17 protein-coding genes are annotated in these 17287 nt (G+C 56.8%); 1 reads left to right on the forward strand and 16 read right to left on the reverse strand.

Annotated elements, in window-relative coordinates:
• Positions 1-11: 11 nt before the first annotated feature.
• The 14 genes from QY332_01385 to QY332_01450 form a co-directional block, all read right to left on the reverse strand.
• A complete protein-coding gene (locus QY332_01385; protein ID WKZ36577.1) occupies positions 12-2066 on the reverse strand; it encodes an FAD-dependent oxidoreductase in 2055 nt (684 codons plus the stop codon).
• A 9-nt stretch (positions 2067-2075) separates the two neighbouring features.
• Complete coding sequence (locus tag QY332_01390) at positions 2076-2657, reverse strand: hypothetical protein (protein ID WKZ36578.1); 582 nt, start codon at positions 2655-2657, stop codon at positions 2076-2078.
• A gap of 86 nt (positions 2658-2743) precedes the next feature.
• Positions 2744-2983 carry a hypothetical protein gene (locus QY332_01395; GenBank protein WKZ36579.1) on the reverse strand — a complete coding sequence of 80 codons (240 nt, stop codon included), beginning with the start codon at positions 2981-2983 and terminating at the stop codon, positions 2744-2746.
• Between the two features lie 35 nt (positions 2984-3018).
• A complete protein-coding gene (locus QY332_01400; protein ID WKZ36580.1) occupies positions 3019-3387 on the reverse strand; it encodes a YrdB family protein in 369 nt (122 codons plus the stop codon).
• Positions 3384-3581, reverse strand: a complete 198-nt coding sequence (locus QY332_01405; protein ID WKZ36581.1) for a YwbE family protein — start codon at positions 3579-3581, stop codon at positions 3384-3386. The genes QY332_01400 and QY332_01405 overlap by 4 nt, the downstream gene beginning before the upstream one ends.
• Entirely contained in the window at positions 3578-4975 is a 1398-nt protein-coding gene (locus QY332_01410; GenBank protein WKZ36582.1) for an aminotransferase class V-fold PLP-dependent enzyme, read from the reverse strand. Before QY332_01410 ends, QY332_01405 begins: the two co-directional genes overlap by 4 nt.
• Positions 4976-5049: 74 nt before the next feature.
• Positions 5050-5808, reverse strand: a complete 759-nt coding sequence (locus tag QY332_01415) for a fumarylacetoacetate hydrolase family protein (GenBank protein ID WKZ36583.1) — start codon at positions 5806-5808, stop codon at positions 5050-5052.
• Positions 5809-5811: 3 nt separating this feature from the next.
• Positions 5812-6297 carry a 2-amino-4-hydroxy-6-hydroxymethyldihydropteridine diphosphokinase gene (folK, locus tag QY332_01420; GenBank protein ID WKZ36584.1) on the reverse strand — a complete coding sequence of 162 codons (486 nt, stop codon included), beginning with the start codon at positions 6295-6297 and terminating at the stop codon, positions 5812-5814.
• Between the two features lie 3 nt (positions 6298-6300).
• Positions 6301-7146, reverse strand: a complete 846-nt coding sequence (locus QY332_01425) for a ClbS/DfsB family four-helix bundle protein (protein WKZ36585.1) — start codon at positions 7144-7146, stop codon at positions 6301-6303.
• A gap of 85 nt (positions 7147-7231) precedes the next feature.
• Positions 7232-7699, reverse strand: a complete 468-nt coding sequence (locus QY332_01430; GenBank protein ID WKZ36586.1) for a YbaK/EbsC family protein — start codon at positions 7697-7699, stop codon at positions 7232-7234.
• Entirely contained in the window at positions 7699-8364 is a 666-nt protein-coding gene (gene nth, locus QY332_01435; GenBank protein WKZ36587.1) for an endonuclease III, read from the reverse strand. Before nth ends, QY332_01430 begins: the two co-directional genes overlap by 1 nt.
• A complete protein-coding gene (locus QY332_01440) occupies positions 8361-9425 on the reverse strand; it encodes an asparaginase (GenBank protein ID WKZ36588.1) in 1065 nt (354 codons plus the stop codon). Before QY332_01440 ends, nth begins: the two co-directional genes overlap by 4 nt.
• A complete protein-coding gene (locus tag QY332_01445) occupies positions 9425-10282 on the reverse strand; it encodes a hypothetical protein (GenBank protein WKZ36589.1) in 858 nt (285 codons plus the stop codon). The genes QY332_01440 and QY332_01445 overlap by 1 nt, the downstream gene beginning before the upstream one ends.
• A gap of 120 nt (positions 10283-10402) precedes the next feature.
• Entirely contained in the window at positions 10403-12526 is a 2124-nt protein-coding gene (locus tag QY332_01450) for a GAF domain-containing protein (protein ID WKZ36590.1), read from the reverse strand.
• A 44-nt stretch (positions 12527-12570) separates the two neighbouring features.
• Between QY332_01450 and QY332_01455 the strand changes: the two genes are divergently transcribed.
• Positions 12571-13230, forward strand: coding sequence for an HAD family hydrolase (locus QY332_01455; GenBank protein WKZ36591.1), 660 nt, complete (start codon positions 12571-12573; stop codon positions 13228-13230).
• Positions 13231-13259: 29 nt separating this feature from the next.
• On the opposite strand, the gene QY332_01460 is transcribed toward QY332_01455, so the two are convergent.
• Both QY332_01460 and QY332_01465 read right to left on the reverse strand, forming a co-directional pair.
• Entirely contained in the window at positions 13260-15269 is a 2010-nt protein-coding gene (locus tag QY332_01460; GenBank protein ID WKZ36592.1) for an ABC transporter ATP-binding protein, read from the reverse strand.
• Positions 15266-17224: an ABC transporter ATP-binding protein gene (locus tag QY332_01465; GenBank protein ID WKZ36593.1), complete on the reverse strand. Its 1959-nt coding sequence runs from the start codon at positions 17222-17224 to the stop codon at positions 15266-15268. The genes QY332_01460 and QY332_01465 overlap by 4 nt, the downstream gene beginning before the upstream one ends.
• Positions 17225-17287 lie beyond the last annotated feature (63 nt).

Raw genomic sequence — 17287 nt, forward strand, 5'->3', positions numbered from 1 at the left:
AATGACATATCCTATCGCTCCACCTTGAACGGCGTCACATCGGGGTCGATCATTTCATCGAATTCCCGTGCTGCGAGATGACCGCTGAAGACCGCCTGCGCAATGATGTTCGGCGCTTCCGCATCACCGATAAGCCGCAGCGACTTGAGCCGTCCGTCCGCAAGGGCAGGTTGGAGTTCGTGATACAGGCTGTCGTTGGGGGTGCGCTCGGTGACCATGACAACTGCGTCGCAGGAGAGAACAGTTTCGGCGTTGGTAATGACGTGGGAAACTGTGGCAGTTGTCGCGGAGTGGGAGGCGAGAACATGCTGCGGGAGGAAAGTCACGTTCAGGTCCAGGAGTCGCTTGTAGATGCGATCCTGTTCGAGGGTGAATTCCGTCCAGCAGGAGATGGTGGGAGCAGGTGTGACGAGCGTGACGGTACAGCCGTTTATTGCGAGCAGTTCCGCGAGGACGCCGCCCATGTAGTAATGGTCGTCGTCGTAGATAAGCACATTGCCCGAAGGCAGGTTGCCCCCTCCGGGGACGATGCCGTTCATCAGATCGTCAGGCGTAAAGATACTGCCTGTACCTTCAAGAGGGCGTGAGACAGTGCGCCCCACGCCGTCGCGCCGCCATGCCGAACCGGTGGCGATGATGACATGCGGCTCGCCGGAATCCAGAACATCCTGCGAGGACATGGGGCTGGATGGGTAGAAATAAATATTTTCGATCTTTTGAATTTGCGTGAGACGCCAGTCAATCACGCGCCGCCACTCGATGAGATTCGGAAGTGCGGATTCAAGCAGGACGCGCCCGCCCGCCTCACGCTTCGCGTCGGTGAGGATGACCTTGTACCCGCGCTGACCCAGGGCCCGCGCCGCTTCGAGGCCGGCCGGTCCCGCGCCGACAATGAGAATTTCGTCATTCTTCTTTTTGGGCGGGATGATCTCTGGATGCCATCCACGCCGCCACTCCTCGCCCATGGTCGGGTTTTGTGTACAGCGAATGGGCACGAAGCGCGTATCGCCCGTGACGCAGATGTTACAGCCGATGCACTCGCGGATGTCTTCATGCCTGCCTTGCTTGATCTTGTTGGGCAGGAAGGGGTCGGCAATGGACGGGCGCGCCGAACCGATCATATCCATGACCCCGCGTTCGATGGCGGAGACCATCGAATCGGGCGAGGTGTATCGTCCAACGCCGACGACGGGTTTGGTGGTCAGTCCTTTCACGAAGGAAATGTACTTTTCCTGATTGCCTTCCTTCTCAAAACGGGAGGTGGTCGAGTCGTTCTTCCACGCGCTGATGTTCACGTCCCACAGGTCGGGCAGTTCGGCGAGCATGGCAACGATGTCCCGCCCTTCGCCGCCGGACTGCATCCCGTCCGCGCCGAGCAGTTCGTCCACTGCAAAACGGACGGCGACGGCGCAGGTATCGCCAACTGCATCCTTCGTATCTTCGATGAGTTCGCGGAGGAAGCGCACGCGGTTTTCGAGCGAGCCGCCATATTCGTCGGCGCGGTCATTATCCTTGGAGAGAAGATGGAATGCCAATGTCATATTGTGCGCGGCGTAACAGTAGATGATGTCGAAACCTGCCCGCTTGGCGCGGATTGCCGCATTGCGATGCCATTTGCGGACCTGCTTCAAGTCGTCCCTCGAGGCGGCGCGGGACTGACCGGGTTCGTATCCGCCGCCGCCCGTGATGCTCATCGAGCGCGGACCGAACGGAGCGGCGCGCGAATACAAATTAGCGGCGTCGTGACTGTTATACGTCAGTTCAATGCCTGCCAGCGCGCCGTGCTTGTGGACGGCTTCCGTCATCAACTGCCAGGCGGGGATATCCTCATCGCTCCACAGGCGTCCCTCAAAATACGGCGAGAGGTCGGTGGTGTGATGGATCTCCACCTCCTCGGTGCAGACCACGCCCCAGCCGCCTTCGGCTTTCATCTCGCGCATCGCCGCCATGCCCTTCGGCATGCGATATCCAAATCCGTTGCAGTGCGGGACCTGGTAGAAGCGGTTGGGGGCGGTGACGGGCCCGATTTTAATGGGCTGGAAAAGGATGTCGTAGCGGGAGGTCATGTCTGTTTCCTATGGGCAATTAAGAAGTGCGGGGAAGAGGCGGCGGGCATATTCTTCGATCAGGGCTTCCGACTCGATGGGGAACACCGTCATCATCGTAATGACGCGTGTATCCGTATCGTTGCGTGCCCAGTAATGGATGTCGTATTCATACCCATCGTCAACCCCGATGAATTGATAAAGCCTTAACCCGTCCGTGGTCCGGCATTCGTCCACATGCTCAAACCCTTCATAGTTTTCAAAGATGATCTCCCAATTTTCATCGCTGAAAAAGAAATCGAGGTCGGGTTCTTCATACCCGCAGGGGAAGATGAGCGCTTCAAGATATGCCACCGCGGCAAGCGGGGTGCTGGACCATGCCACGGATACGCGCCCGTCGGCGACGGTATAGGTCCGTTCCCATTCGGGCACATCGAACAAATTGCCGCTGTATGCCAGCGCGCGGTCAATATCCGCCTGGGTGGGGTTGGATGAAATGCAGCCAAAATCATCCGCAAGCGGCGGCTCCGTCGTCATGGGCGCTGCCGTCGCGGACGGTCCGCAGGCGGAGAGCAGGAGGAAGAAGAACAGGATCGGCGGGGATTTTCTCATGATACAGCCTCACTGGCAGAATGGTTTCTGCGAGTATAGCACGCGGCAGGAAAATTGCCCGGCCATGAAAGGTGGAGCGGCGCGGACTATCCCTGCGCCTGGCGGAGCATCCCCATCGAGTAATCCAGCCCGAACAATCCGTCCGTCACCCGGCCGAGCAGGTTAAGCCAGTAGCCCGTGCTGCTGCCGGCCTCCAACATGGTTTTGGCTTTGATTCGTTTTGCAAGGCTGAGCAGCGCCCGTCCGCGCTCCCAATGCCGGGAGGCGGGGTAGCGCTGGTTGTAGTGACGTGCGATCCTGTCGTAATTGAGGCGGTGTGAATTCATGGGGTTTGGATGACATAAATCCCCCGGGAATTACCTTAGGATTTCATAAGCCAGAGAATGCGGTCATACGAAAGGACATAATGAAGCAGGCTGAGGATCCCGAAGACCCAGCCTGCATTCTGCAAACCTGCGGCGAAAAAGCAATAGGTCGCAAACGAAAAGAAGGCGATCTCGAACATCAGGCGCACCCAGCCCGGCACGGGGACAGGCGCGCCGCCGCCTGCGCTGGCATCTGCGGGCACGCGGAACACGCCCCACAATGTGGCAGCCAGCAGGGGCAGGCCGATCATCAGTACATAGCGCAGGAAATCCGTGCGCTGGTTCCATCCCCAACGGCCAAAGGCGTACAGCGCGGCGAGTTCCAGAAGAAAACGGGCTGCAAGATTGAACATATTTTTGCTCACTCTTCGACAATCTCCTTGACCCTGCCCACCTGCCCATCCATCAAGCGGACTTTTATGCCGTGCGGATGATTGGGAGACTTGGTGAGAATATCCCTGACGATGCCCTTGGTGAGTTTGCCCGTGTGCTGGTCCTGCTTGAGGACGATCAGCACCGTCATACCGGGTTTGATCTGAGAGCGGGTTTGGTTGTTCATGAAAGCAGCCCTCTCGCGAACGTCAGCAGCGCCTGCACGTCGTCAAAGTTCGTGAATGGACCTACAGAAATGCGAACTGCACCGGAGGATTTTCCATCGATGCACTTGCGGAACTCGTCGATGGACATGACATCCCTGTGTTCAGGGCGGGTGAAACACACATCCAGTTCCACGCGTGAGATGCCGAGCGCGATCTCGCCCGCGCCGGGATTGCAGAAACAGCCCGTGCGCAGGGAGATGTTGACCTTGTTCGCCTCGCTTTCGATGAAACGATGGTCGAAGGCGATATCATTCTGGTCGTAGAAATTGACCGTGACCGCCCCGCCTCTTCCCTCGGTGGTGGTTGGTCCAAAAACCCGAACCAGCGGCACGCCGTTACTGTGCTTCATGGACGTGAGATTTTCCAACAGCCAGCCCGTCAGCGCGCAGACGCGCTCACTGATCACATCATACCCAATCGACTCGATGTGCTTCAACCCGATTTCAAGCGCGGGGATGTTGAGGTAATCCAACGTACCGTCTTCGAAGGCGGTTGCGCCTTCTGCGAGATAATATTTGTCACCCTGCACGGATGCGACTGTGATCGTACCGCCTGCGAACCAGGGACGGTGCAGTTTCGCCAGCGCTTCCTTGCGTGCGATCAATGCGCCAAGCCCCGTGGGATAGCCGAATATCTTATAAAAGGAAATGGGAACAAAGTCGGGTTTGACCTTGCTCAGGTCCAGTTTGCTGGTGGGGACGTAGGCGGCCGCATCGAGAAGGACGTCCCAGCCGCGGGCGTGGGCTTTCTCGATCCACTCGAGCGGGTGCTTGACCGAGGAGAAGTTCGATTGGGCGGGATAGGCAAACAGGTTATGACCGGTCCTGGAGGGTCGAGCCAGTTCCGTTTCAAGCTGCGAAGCGTCCACGCGCATGTCGGGCAGCATGACGGGGATATAGGTCACCTCTGCGCCGCGCGCGTGGGCGAATTCCCGAATCCCATTGACGGAGTTGTGATTATCAAATGTTAAAAGATATCGTCCGTTTGAAAACGGATACGACTCGCCGATCAACTTCAGCGCGCCGCTGGCATTGGACGTGAAAATGGCGAGATATTCGTTTGGGTCGGCGTTGAAGAATTTGAGGAGGTATGCGCGCGTGTCTTCGACGAGATGCGTGGCGGCGAGCGAGGTTGGGTTGGACGAATGCGGGTTGCCGAAGACGCCTTCGCGCAGGAGTTGCTGATGCTTTTGGATCTGCGACTCGGCATAGATACCGCCGCCCGTGTAATCGAGATAGACGTGCCCGCCCGCGTCGAGGCGGGCGTAATCCTTTTTGCGCAGGGCATCGATGGAGGCGGTTTGCTTGTAGGCGGGATATTTTTGAAGGAAGGTTTCGAATTCGTGTGCGGACATTCGTTTAATCTCCTGTATTGAATTTAACCATAAAAAAAGGGCGGATGGTCATCCGCCCCTGAAGCAGGATGAAATTATGCCTTCACCGGATTGCTCAACTTCCCCAATCCCTCGATCTCCACATCCACCACATCGCCGTTCTTCAACTCGTCCACGCCGGCGGGTGTGCCGGTGAAGATCAGGTCGCCGGGCTCCAGCGTCATCACGGACGAGATGTACGCGATCAACGTGCCGACGTTGAAGACCATGTCGCGCGTGGACGCCATCTGGCGCATCTGCCCGTTCACGCGGCAGGTCACCACTGCATCGGACGGGTCGAACTCGGTATCGATCCACGGACCGAACGGGCAGAAGGTATCGAAACCCTTCGCGCGCGTCCATTGACCGTCCGTTTGCTGCAGGTCGCGCGCGGTAACGTCGTTGCCGATGGTGTAGCCGAAGACGGTTTCCCTGGCAGCTTCCGTGGTGACGTTCTTTGCGCGTTTGCCGATCACAACGACCAGCTCCGCTTCATGCTCCACCTGTTTCGATTGCGGCGGCAGGATGATGGCATCCCCGTTTGAAATAATGGAAGAAGGCGGCTTTAAAAAGATGAGCGGCACCTTGGGGACTTCGTTGCCCAATTCCCTGGCATGTTCCACATAATTGCGTCCCACACATACTATTTTGCCCGGCTCGCACGGCGCGAGCAGCTTCAATTCTGTGACAGGCACCTTGGCTTCACGGCGGCGGTATTCGCCGTAAATATTCCCCTGAACTTCCCCGACCTTATCCTCCAGCATCCAGCCGTAGGCTGGCGCACCTTCATTGGTTTGATAACGGACAATTCGCATGCGTCACTTTCCTTCATACAACTTGATGTCTTTGAGGTTCAGCCCGGCCAGCAGGTCACTCACGGATTTGTTCAATACCGGATGGACGAGCTCAGGCGCGAGGTCCGCCAGAGGCGCGAGCACAAATGCACGTTCATGCAGACGCGGATGCGGGACCACCAGCTCCGGCGTATCGAGGATCAGGTCATCGTAAAACAGGATATCCATGTCGATCAAACGCGGTCCGTTGCGAAAATTGGGCTTGCGTCCCAGCGCCGTTTCAAGGCGTTTCAAATGCCCGAGCAGCGCCTGCGGCTCGAGATAGGTTTCAACCTGAATGACCTGGTTCAGGTATGCGGGCTGGTCAGCATATCCCCAGGGCTGCGTTTCATAGACGGGCGATTTCCGGCGCACCGCCATTTGCGGGGTGAAGCTGCCGACCGCCTCCCTAAGGTTTGCAAGGCGGTTTTCAAGATTGCTTCCCAGGGCGAGATAAACGTTATGTTCCATAATTCATTCCTTGGCGGCGTGTTCGTCGAAATGCTCGACCACGTCCGCGGCGAGCCATTCCTCGATGGCCGGGTGTTCGAATGCGCCTTCGGGCAGCCCGCGCACCAGTTCGATCATCTCCAGCCGCGTGCGCTCGAACAGCGCACGTACTTCCGCTTCGCTCATGCCCTGATATTTTGCCACAATTTCCGCGTTGTAGGCATCGGTGTCGGCGGGACCGCCGTACACAAAGGCGGGGTCTTTCAATGCACCCTTCACCGCCGCCACGCCCTCCTCCCACCATGCGACGGCGTGCGCCAGCAAATCGGCAAAGCGTGCCGCGTCCTGCTTCTTCAAAAACTCGTCCTTCTTTTCCAGCGCATCGAACTTCGCCGCATAGGTTTCCCACTCGTGTTCGAGCGTATCCAGCGTGAGGAATTTGCTCAATGCGACGAGGTGCTCGCGCGCATGGTGGATGAAGACGCCGTTGATCCACGCACGCACGCGGCGATTCTCGAACACCGCCTCCTGCATGGACCTCAGATCTGCCGCGGCTTTCTGACGCGTTTTCTCGAAGTGGGCAAGGAATTCGGTCTCGTCCCAATCCCCGTACTTCGCGACCGCCCCGGCGTTGAAGGCATCGAAATCGTATTTCCTGCGTTCGTATTCGCGGTTCTCGGCGATCGCCAGAATGATGGGCATGGCTTCCTCCCACCACGAAAGGATGTGCGCCAGCATGTCGCGGAAGCGTTCATACCCCTGCGCCTTCACGCGCTTCATACCATCCTCCGCAGGCAGGCGGTGGAAGCGCTCGATATACGTCTTCCATTCGATCTCAAGAAAATCCAGTGTGCGTTGTTTGTAACTCATATTTTTCTCCATTTTTTCAACCACAAAGGTACACGAAGGTTTTCCTTTGTGAACCTTCGTGCGCCTTTGCGGTTAAGAGTCTTTTTCACTCAAACAATTCCACCACATCCACATCCCCCAACGCCCGCCGCAAGTCCGCGCTTTTCATGATGATGGCTGTGTTGCGGACTCCCGACCCGATGGATATTTCCTCCTCCTTCAACACACCTGCTTCGATCCACACCCTGAGCGGACGCGCCATCCCAAACGGACTGACCGTCCCGATGCGGTAGCCTGTCACAGCCAGCACTTCGTCCTCAGTCGCCAGCGAGATGCGCGAACGTCCCAGCGCCTTCCGCAAGGCTTTCCATGAAATTTGTTGCGGACCTGCCGCCAGCACCAGCGCGAACTCATCCTCCCGCACGCGGAAGAGAAGGGAGCGCACCACCTGCGCCGGACGCTGGTTCCGCTCGCGCGCAGCCTGCTCGAACGACTCCAGCGAGCCTTCGTGATGAAAGAGCGTGTGCGGCACGCCCAGATTACCGAGCGCGAGGCTGGCGGGAGGAGTTTCCATTATTTCGTTTTATCTTTATATTCACACGATCCATTGACCGGGCATTGCGGACACAATGGTTTCCTCGCCTTGCAGACCTCGCGTCCCAAACGGATGATGTTCAAGTGCGCGGCGTAATACGTTTCCGGCGGGAAAACCGCTTCGAGATGCGGATGCGCCTGTTCCACGGTCATCTTCTCCGGGCGCAGTCCGATGCGTCCGGTCACGCGATAGACGTGCGTATCCACCGGGAAGGCGGGCATGTTCAATGAAAAGCACAGCACGATGGCGGCGGTCTTCGGTCCCACGCCGTTGAACTTCGTCAGCCAGGCACGCGCCTGCTTGATGGGCAGGCCAGCCAGAAAGTCCAGATCGAGCGAGCCGCGTTCCCCGGTAATGGCGCGCAGTACCTGTTGGATGCGCGGTCCCTTTTGATTGGCGAGTCCCGCGGGCTTGATCGCGGCGATGACATCCTTTTCCTGCGCGTCGCGCACGGCTTCCCATGTGGGGAATTTTGCGCGCAGGGCGTCGAAGGCGCGGTCGCGGTTGACGTCGTTCGTGTTCTGCGAGAGGATGGTGGAGACCAGCTCGTCGATGGCGGGCAACGGATTGCGCCATATCGGCTCGCCAAAGACATCTAAAAGTGTTTTGTGGATTTGCAAAGCGCGGGTTTGCAGTCTTTTCATGGAGTTTTCAACTCGAAGACGGGTTTTGATTTTCCAGTAATGATGCCCGCGTAATTCTTCAATACTTTTTCGGGACCAAAATTCTCGAGCGCATCCAACTTCGTCCGCTCCAGTGCGCCCAACTGACGCAGGATCTCCAGCGTGACCGCCGGGCGGACGCGTGTGCCTCTTTCCAGTTCATCGTTCATGCGCGAGGGGTCGCCGTCGGTCACTTTGAAGGCGATGCCCACGCCTCGCTCCCCGATGACGCCGGGCATGATTCCGACGATCTGAAAGCCCTCCGCGCCGCGTTTGGTGATTATTTTCCCTTCGCCGACCTTCATCAGTTCGCAGTCGAACTCGCCGGAATTACTGACGATCTCCGGATGCGCGGTCATTGCGGCCGTGATCTTTTTACAGGCGTCTGCGCGGATTTTACTTAAATCCCGCGGATCGCACATGCGTGCCATGCCGAGCGCGGCATTGAACAACGGCATGGCAAAGTTCGGCGCGGAACAACCGTCAATGCCGAGGCCAATCTCTTCCATTTCGATGGAACAAATTTCAGAAAGCGCTTTCAGAATGTCCCTTTGAATGGGATGGTCAAAATCGAGATAATTCTCGAGCGGCAGGCGGCGCATTTTGGCGAATGCCAGCATGGCGGTATGCTTGCCTGAACAGTTGTTGAAATTGGCAGTAGGCTTGATGTCCTCCCTGATCACCTGTCTCAATTTGGCCGGGTCGCCGGGCAAATGCCCGCTGCAGTGCAAAAGGCTTTCTTCGATGCCTGCCTTTTTCTGCATGGCATTCACCGTGTCGAGGTGCAGTTGAGCGGTCTCGTGCGAGGCGCACGAAAGTGCCAGTTCCCTTTGCGTGAATCGGTACTGTTCCACGCCGCCCCGTTCCACAAATGGAAGCGCCTGGAACGGTTTGGCGGATGAGCGCAAAAAGGCGACCGTATGAGGGTCGCCATGGGAGTGGAGAAGTTTCCCTGTCGAGTCAACAACCGCGATGGAACCAAAGTGGGTTGATTCAACAAGGGAGCTGCGGGTCAGCTCAAGGAGCGGGCGGGCTGAAGGCATTAATCCTCATAGGGCTGGGTGGAGGCATGGTGGTGGCGTGAGTTGTAGTGAAGCAGTCCATAACGCAGGCGCTGGGCAAACTGCTTCTGGCGCGCGGCCGGGGCTTTGAACCATGTCAACAGGGAGGCAACCAGTTTCTCGACCGCGGCGGGATTCGGTTTCTTTGTTGTGATCTTTTCCAACTTTCCATGGACGTGTTTGAGGAATTCATATTGCGATTTGACGGCGCTCGTTGTCATGATGCCGCCGCGGCTGCTGATGAATGTATATCCTTTGAAGGATGGCTCCTGCAGAAGATTCAGGGAATCAAGCCAGGCTTTCAGGTTGGAACCTGCAAGAAAGGGGGGCTGATTCTTTAACACGGCATCGCCAATGAAAATAACCTTTTCCTCGGGCAGGTGCACCCAAATGGATCCATTGGAGGGACCGGGATGGTACTCAAGCAATACAGGCGTATTGCTCCAGAACATTGTCAGTTGGTCTGTAAATGAAATCTCCGGCGGAGCCCAGCGCACACTGCCAAGTCCGGCAATCGATTCCCAGTCTGCGCCTGTCTCCTCGCCCTGCGCCTTGAAGGTGCTCGGCCGCGTGCGAAAGGTGTTGGCGGTCTTCTCATGAGCTATGACGATGCAATCCATGGAACGCGCACCGAGCGTTCGATCCGGATGCGCATCCAGGTTGATCAGCGCGCGTTCCATGCCGCCTCCAAGATTCATCAACGCGGCGCGCCACGAACGTGCGTCTTCAGGGGAGGGAGGTGCGTCGATCTGGATAAGTCCGCGCTGCGTGACGATCACCCCCAAGGTCACGCCGGAAAACTGGTCTTCGATGAAAACGTTTTTTATAACTTCCTGCATGGTACTCCTGGAAAATGGAAGGGGAAATAAGGAACCATGCCTGCGTTCCCTTCAATGTACGACACTGCACAATACTGAGGATGAACTTTCAGGAAATCAGGTCAACCGGCATGCTGCATTCTACCTGATCGATTTGATGACCAGCCTGCCTGTCTGACGCTTGATCTGACCGGCGACCTTCTTTTGGGCAATGGGCAGGGTCACCCAGAAGGTGGTCCCTTTTCCCAATTCGCTTTCCAGCCAGATCTTGCCGCCGTGTCCAAGCACCGCAAGACGACAAAACGCCAGTCCCACGCCCAGCCCGCCGGGCCGGTCCCTGCCACGCACACGGGTGAACTTGTCAAAGATGCGTTCCTGGTCCGCCTCGGATATGCCGGGGCCATTATCCCGCACCCAGTACTCCATAAAAATTCCATCGGCGGTCCTTGCCCCAATTTCGATCTGTCCCCCGATCGGGGTGAATTTGATCGCGTTTTCGAGCAGGTTAATAAAAATACGGTGCGCCATGTCCACATCGACCCAGATCAGCGGAAGCACGCGGGTCGCATTATTGATGATCGTTTGCTGGCGCGAGGATGCCGACGGTTCCACATCGATGATGGACTCGCGGATCAACTCAACGGGGTTGACTGCATTCTGATCCACGATCTGCTGGCCTGCTTCGAGACGGTTGATATCCAGCAGGGAATTGACCAGACGCTGAATGCGGGCTGTCGAATTCTGCGCGATCGTCAGCATCATGGTGATCGTTTTTTCCTTGGGAATCAGCGTGCTCATCATTTCTAGGCTGGAAACAATATTGCCAAGCGGCGAACGCAGGTCATGGTAGATCATGGAAGTCATCTCGTCGCGCAGGGAATCCAATTCCCTGCGCTCGCTGACATCCCGCAGGATCCATTGGAGCGAATCGGACTCTTCAAATTCCACGCGGCGCACATGCACTTCGATCGGGGTGACCACGCCATCCTGGCGGCGCAAACCGGATTCGTAATTACAGCCCGGTGTATTCTTAAGCGTCCCGAATTTCTGGCCGGTTTTATCCCAGTTGACTTCATGCAGCTGATCAATGTTCATGCTCTGTAACTGCTCAACTGCGTACCCGCTCAATGAAACAGCCTGACGATTCGCCTCCAGCACCCTGCCGTCCCAATCCGTGATCAGGATCGTATCCACACTGTCTTCGAACAACTCATGGTAATGCTCGTGCGCCTTTTGTAAGCGCTCGAAAAGGATTGCATTTTGGATGGTCGTTCCCGCAAGGCTTCCCAGCCCGGTCATCACCACCATGGCATCCGGGTCAAATCCGCCGGAGACCGGGTTGATCGCTTCAAGCACGCCAATGACCTTTCCCTGCGATTGGATCGGGGCAATGGCGACCGCCCGCATCTCGATTCCCTCAAACTTGTCCACCTGGCTGTAGCGGGACTCCTGTCTGACGGATGGAATCACCAGACCCTGTCCGCCATTCACCACGATCCCAGCCAATCCCTGCCCGGCGGGGATGTGCCTGCCCGGAATACCAGCAGAGTTTTGACCGGCTGCCGCGTGGAAGACAATGTCATTGTTCGACCCATCCAGCAAAGCCAGCGCCACGACCTCAACCTGCAAGGCCTGCATGGTCTGGTTAAGGATGCGCCGCCACACGTCCGGCATCTCGAGCGAGGTATTGATCGCCGCCGCACCCTCTGCCAGCGCGGACATGACGCGTGCCGTCCGCTGGCTCTCGGTGTACAGGCGCGCATTCAAAACCGCCACACTCGCCTGGTCGGCGATTGCCCGCATCAATTCCAAATGTTCTTCATTAAATGCGTTCGGCACAGAATGTACAAGCGTCAGAACCCCCACCAGGCGCTCGCGCGCCATCAATGGCACACAGATCGCGGACTTTGCGCCGCTGTTTTCCACAGAATCATCTGCGCGGCGCAGCCAGCGGTGATCCTTGCTGGTATCCGGCACAAGCACCGGCTTGGAGTTTTTCACCACCCAACCCGCAAGCCCGCGCTCCACTGTTTCGCGCAGCTGCTGGGTGGTATGGTCATGGAACTGCTTCCCATAAACAATGGTAGCATCCACGGGTTTGCCCATATCATCCATCACAACGATACTGCCACGCTCGCCGCCCACATGCTGGATGGCGGCAAAGAGCAGGCGCTGCAAAACCGTGCGCAGATCCAGTGCGGCAGCGACCTCACGGTTGATGGAAATTAATAATTCGAGCAGAGAGTGTGTACGATCCTGGGCCATCGTCTTAACTGGGTTAAGTATAGTCCTTTTGGTACAATTAATCCATGCCTGTTGATACAAATTTTGTCAAAGCCCTATGCTTCGACGTGGACGGTACCCTCAGTGATACCGATGACCTGTATGTACGGAAAATCTCGCGTTTTTTTCCGAACCTCATCTTTAAGGACCCGGATCATTTTTCCCGCCGTTTTGTGATGTGGATCGAGGCTCCGGGCAACGCCCTGCTTGGTCTGGCCGATACGCTTCACATTGACGACGAGATGGTTGCTGTGATCAACTGGCTGAACCGCCACCAAAAACGCTCCGCGAAGGAATTCCTGCTCATCCCCGGTGTGGACGAAATGCTCAAGCAATTACATGGTCGTTACCCGATGTCTGTGGTCAGCGCGAGGGATGAAAAAGGCACGATGGCATTTCTCGAAAGGTTCGATCTCGTAAAATATTTCGATGCCATTGTCACCGGCTTGTCCGCCAAATATACCAAGCCCTATCCCGACCCGGTTCTACTTGCCGCGCAAAAAATGGGAGTCCCACCCGAAAACTGCCTGATGATCGGCGACACCACCGTGGACATCCGCGCGGGCAAATCCGCCGGGGCACAGACGGTGGGTGTCCTATGCGGCTTCGGGGAGGAACCTGAATTAAAGAAGATGGGGGCGGATTTGATACTGGAAGATACGACGAAACTGTTGCAAATTTTATAGGGGCGCAGCGACGCTGCGCCCCTAGCTCTTTATGCGGGGTTCGCTTGCATTTCTTCCTGCTTTTTGAATTGACTCATATACAGGTCGTAATAGAAACCCTTTTTCTCCAACAATTCATCGTGCCTGCCGCGTTCGATGACCTGTCCATCCTTCAAAACAAGGATCATGTCCGCATTGCGGATGGTGGAGAGGCGGTGCGCGATGACAAAGGAAGTACGTCCTTCAAGCAATTGGTCGAAGGCTTTTTGAATGAGACGTTCGGTTCTGGTGTCGACGGAGGAAGTGGCTTCGTCCAGGATCAGGATGCGGGGGTTTGCCAGCACGGCGCGCGCAATCGAGAGCAACTGCCGCTGTCCCTGAGAAAGACCCGAGCCACGTTCGCCGAGCACTGTCTCATATTTTTCAGGCAGGCGTTCGATGAACGAATCTGCGTTGGCAAGTTTTGCCGCGGCGTAGACTTCTTCATCGGTTGCAGTGGGGCGGCCAAAACGGATGTTATCCATCACCGAGGCGCTGAACAGGAAGGTATCCTGCAAGACGATGCCGATCTGCCTGCGGAGTGAATCAGCGGTGACATCGCGCACGTCCATGCCGTCAATTTTTACAGAACCGTGCGTCACATCATAGAAGCGCGGCAGCAGGTTGATGATGGTGGTCTTGCCCGCGCCTGTCGGACCGACAATGGCAATGGTCTGCCCGACGTCGGCGGAGAAGGAAACCTTATTCAAGACCGGTACGCCATCTTCATATTCGTGCGAGACTTCGTCGAATTCAACCCGGCCTTTGATCTCGGTCATTGCCTTTGCACCCGGTTTATCAACCACGGCGGGTTTTTCATCGAGAATGGTAAAGATGCGTTCCGCGCCCGCAATGGCGTTTTGGATATTCGTCCACAATACCGCGATCTGTTGGATGGGTTGGTTGAAACGCTGGACATACGCCAGGAAAGTAATGACCAGGCCAAGCGTGACAGTCGCGCCGAAAAGCCTGTCGCCTGTCAGCAGGTACCAGCCGCCCACGCCTGTGACAATGGCAAGACCGATGTATGAGAAGGCTTCCAAGGTTGGCGCCAGCGCGGAGGTGTATGCCACAGCGCGCACGTTGGCATCGCGATTGGCGGCGTTGACCTCCTTGAACTGCTCGATATTTTCATCCACGCGGTTGAAGGCTTGCACTTCGCGCACGGACGAGATTGTCTCCTGCAGTTCGGCGTTGACATTACCGATCTCTTCACGGCTCTTGCGGAAGGCTTTGCGTGCCTGACCGGAGAACCAGACGGTGGCAATGAACATCAACGGCGAGACAGCCAGCGAGAGCAGGGCGAAGGGCAGGCTTAAGGTCAGCATGTTATAGGCCACCCAGACCAATAAAAGGATGCCGCTGAACACATTAACGAGCGCGAACGAAAACGCCTGTTCAATGGCGGATGTATCGTTGGTGATGCGGCTCATCAGGTCGCCGGCTTCGTGTTCGGCGTAATAACTCATGGAAAGTTGATGCAATTTCTCGAACACTTCCACGCGCAGGACACGCAGAACGTGCTGACCTGTCCACGCCATGGCGAAGAAGGTTGTGCCTGTCAGCACTGCGCCGATCACATACAACGCGATGACGATCAGGATCAAACGGAACATGCCTTCAATGCGCTCCGTAGTTGTGGCGGTTGCAATATCAGGCGTGGTGTATCCGCCCAGATGATAGGCGCTGTAGATGATCTGGCGCGAATAGGACAGTGCGGAGCGGTCTTCGCTTGTCCCAAGCCAACAGGAAGAAACTGCTTGTTGGCCTGAATCAGTTGGCAGGGCGGGTTGAGCGAAGGCGCTGTTTCCAGCAGGCACGAGGAAACAATCTGTGGCTTGTCCCAGCAATTCGGGAGAAGTCACCTGCGTCCAGGTGGAGATAACGACGAAGAAAACTGCCAGAACGATCATGTACCAGAAACTGCCAAAGTATTTGCCGAGGCGACCAAGCGTTTCTTCCAGGTTGCGCGGCTTGATCGTTTCTTGATTAAGAAGACCACCAGCGCGGCCGTGCATCATAGTGCCACCTCCGCTGCGGCATCGCTGTGATGCGCGAGAATTTGTGAATTGTAGATTTCAGCATAGATCGGTTCTTCCTCCATCAATTGCGCGTGTTTGCCCTGCGCCACCACCTCGCCCTTTTCAAGAACAAGGATCGTATCGGCGTTGATCACCGTGCTGATGCGCTGCGCGATGACGAAGGAGGTGCGGCCTTTCATAAGCGTTTCGAGCGCGGCTTGGATGTGCGCCTCGGTGGCGACGTCCACGCTGGATGTCGAGTCATCGAGAATGAGAATGCGCGGGTTGAGCAGCAGCGCGCGCGCAATCGCCACACGCTGCTTTTGTCCGCCGCTGAGCGTGGTGCCGCGTTCGCCGACGTGCGTATCGTAGCCATCAGGGAAGGACATGATGAAATCATGCGCCGCCGCGGATTTCGCCGCCGCCTGCACCTCCTCGAGGGTGGCATCAGGCTTGCCGAAGGCAATGTTCTCGCGGATGGTGCCGCTGAACAGGGTCGTTTCCTGAAGCACAATGCCGATCTGCGAACGGAGCGAATCAAGCCTGACATCGCGCAGGTCGTGACCATCGATGGTGATGCGACCTTCGACTGGATCATAGAAGCGCGGCAGCAAATTGATGATGCTGGTCTTGCCCGAGCCTGTTGCGCCGAGCAGGGCAATGGTTTCACCAGACTTTGCCTCGAACGAAACATTTTTCAACACAGGTTCGCCGCCGCCTACATAGCGGAAGGTGACGTTCTCGAATTTCACGTCACCCTTCACGGCGGGGAGTTTCGAGGCGTTCGGTTTGTCCACAATATCGCTTTTGGCGTCGAGGATTTCAAAGATGCGGTCGGCGGAGGCGGAGGCCTGCCCCATTTGGGTGACGATCATGCCGAACATCATGATCGGGAAGAATAGATACATCAGGTACAGGGAAAATTCCTGCCACGCGCCGATGGTCAGCGTGCCGGTGATGATTTGCCTGCCGCCGACATACAGGATCGCAGCCTGTCCGAGGTTGGCGATCAGGAACACCAGCGGAAACAGGAACGTGAACAACCGTGACACCGCAATGGACTGATCCATCGTGTCGTCTGCGGCGGCGCGGAATTTTGTCTGTTGTTCCTTTTCACGGGTGAACGCCTTGATCACTTTGATGCCCGCGAGGTTTTCCTGCAAGACCGTATTCAAGGTTGAAAGTTTTTGCTGTACCTTCGTGAACATCGGCTGGGCAAGGCCCGCAAATACGGCGAACAACACGATCGCGATCGGCAGGATCGGCATGGCTGTCCATGCGAGCAAAACATTCGACGAGAACAAAATGATGACCGTACCGCTCAACAGGATCACCGCGCCCACCAGTTGCAGCAGCCCCTGCCCGATGAACAGGCGCACCTTTTCCACGTCATCCGTCGCGCGGATCATCAACTGTCCCGTTTGATTTTTATCGTGATAGGCAAAGGACAATCCCTGGATCTTGGCATACAGGTCATTGCGCAGGTCATACGCAACCGACTGCGAATTCTTCTCCGCCCAGAAGGCTTGCAGGAAGGAGAAGATGCCGCGCAGCAGGGCGAAGACGACAATCGCGACCAGGGCTGTGACCAACGCGCGCGGCGCGTTGGTCAGATCCGCTTCCAGCGTGACTTTGAGCTGGTCCAGCGTTAAAGCAGAGTCATAGCCCAGGGCTTCGAGAATCTTCGGCAGGGTTGCGCTGACAAATTGGGCGGGAATATTTTCAAGAGCCTGCAACACCTGGCCGGCAAGAAACCCGCTGGTGACCGCGTCGATCACGTTGCGGATCATGCGCGGCACAGCCAGTTGCGAAAGCGTGGCAATGATCAAAAAGAGATACGGTAACGTTGCCTGACGTCCATACTTCGTCAGGTATTTGATGGCACGCCCAATGCCCTTGAAGGACGGTCGTTCCCGGCGTGCACGGACTTGGGGTTGGGTGAGGGTGGCTTGCATAAATTTCCTTTATTGATTGAATTTACTGATAAGTGGTGAACGGAGGTACGTATAGGATCGGCT

Source organism: Anaerolineales bacterium, assembly GCA_030583885.1.
GTDB lineage: Bacteria > Chloroflexota > Anaerolineae > Anaerolineales > Villigracilaceae > Villigracilis.

Excerpts from the sequence above, each read along its gene's own strand:
- QY332_01385 (WKZ36577.1), bottom strand. The coding sequence starts at position 2,066 with ATGACCTCCCGCTACGACATCCTTTTCCAGCCCATTAAAATCGGGCCC.
- QY332_01390 (WKZ36578.1), bottom strand. The coding sequence starts at position 2,657 with ATGAGAAAATCCCCGCCGATCCTGTTCTTCTTCCTCCTGCTCTCCGCC.
- QY332_01395 (WKZ36579.1), bottom strand. The coding sequence starts at position 2,983 with ATGAATTCACACCGCCTCAATTACGACAGGATCGCACGTCACTACAAC.
- QY332_01405 (WKZ36581.1), bottom strand. The coding sequence starts at position 3,581 with ATGAACAACCAAACCCGCTCTCAGATCAAACCCGGTATGACGGTGCTG.
- QY332_01410 (WKZ36582.1), bottom strand. The coding sequence starts at position 4,975 with ATGTCCGCACACGAATTCGAAACCTTCCTTCAAAAATATCCCGCCTAC.
- QY332_01415 (WKZ36583.1), bottom strand. The coding sequence starts at position 5,808 with ATGCGAATTGTCCGTTATCAAACCAATGAAGGTGCGCCAGCCTACGGC.
- folK (WKZ36584.1), bottom strand. The coding sequence starts at position 6,297 with ATGGAACATAACGTTTATCTCGCCCTGGGAAGCAATCTTGAAAACCGC.
- QY332_01425 (WKZ36585.1), bottom strand. The coding sequence starts at position 7,146 with ATGAGTTACAAACAACGCACACTGGATTTTCTTGAGATCGAATGGAAG.
- QY332_01430 (WKZ36586.1), bottom strand. The coding sequence starts at position 7,699 with ATGGAAACTCCTCCCGCCAGCCTCGCGCTCGGTAATCTGGGCGTGCCG.
- nth (WKZ36587.1), bottom strand. The coding sequence starts at position 8,364 with ATGAAAAGACTGCAAACCCGCGCTTTGCAAATCCACAAAACACTTTTA.
- QY332_01440 (WKZ36588.1), bottom strand. The coding sequence starts at position 9,425 with ATGCCTTCAGCCCGCCCGCTCCTTGAGCTGACCCGCAGCTCCCTTGTT.
- QY332_01445 (WKZ36589.1), bottom strand. The coding sequence starts at position 10,282 with ATGCAGGAAGTTATAAAAAACGTTTTCATCGAAGACCAGTTTTCCGGC.
- QY332_01450 (WKZ36590.1), bottom strand. The coding sequence starts at position 12,526 with ATGGCCCAGGATCGTACACACTCTCTGCTCGAATTATTAATTTCCATC.
- QY332_01455 (WKZ36591.1), top strand. The coding sequence starts at position 12,571 with ATGCCTGTTGATACAAATTTTGTCAAAGCCCTATGCTTCGACGTGGAC.
- QY332_01460 (WKZ36592.1), bottom strand. The coding sequence starts at position 15,269 with ATGATGCACGGCCGCGCTGGTGGTCTTCTTAATCAAGAAACGATCAAG.
- QY332_01465 (WKZ36593.1), bottom strand. The coding sequence starts at position 17,224 with ATGCAAGCCACCCTCACCCAACCCCAAGTCCGTGCACGCCGGGAACGA.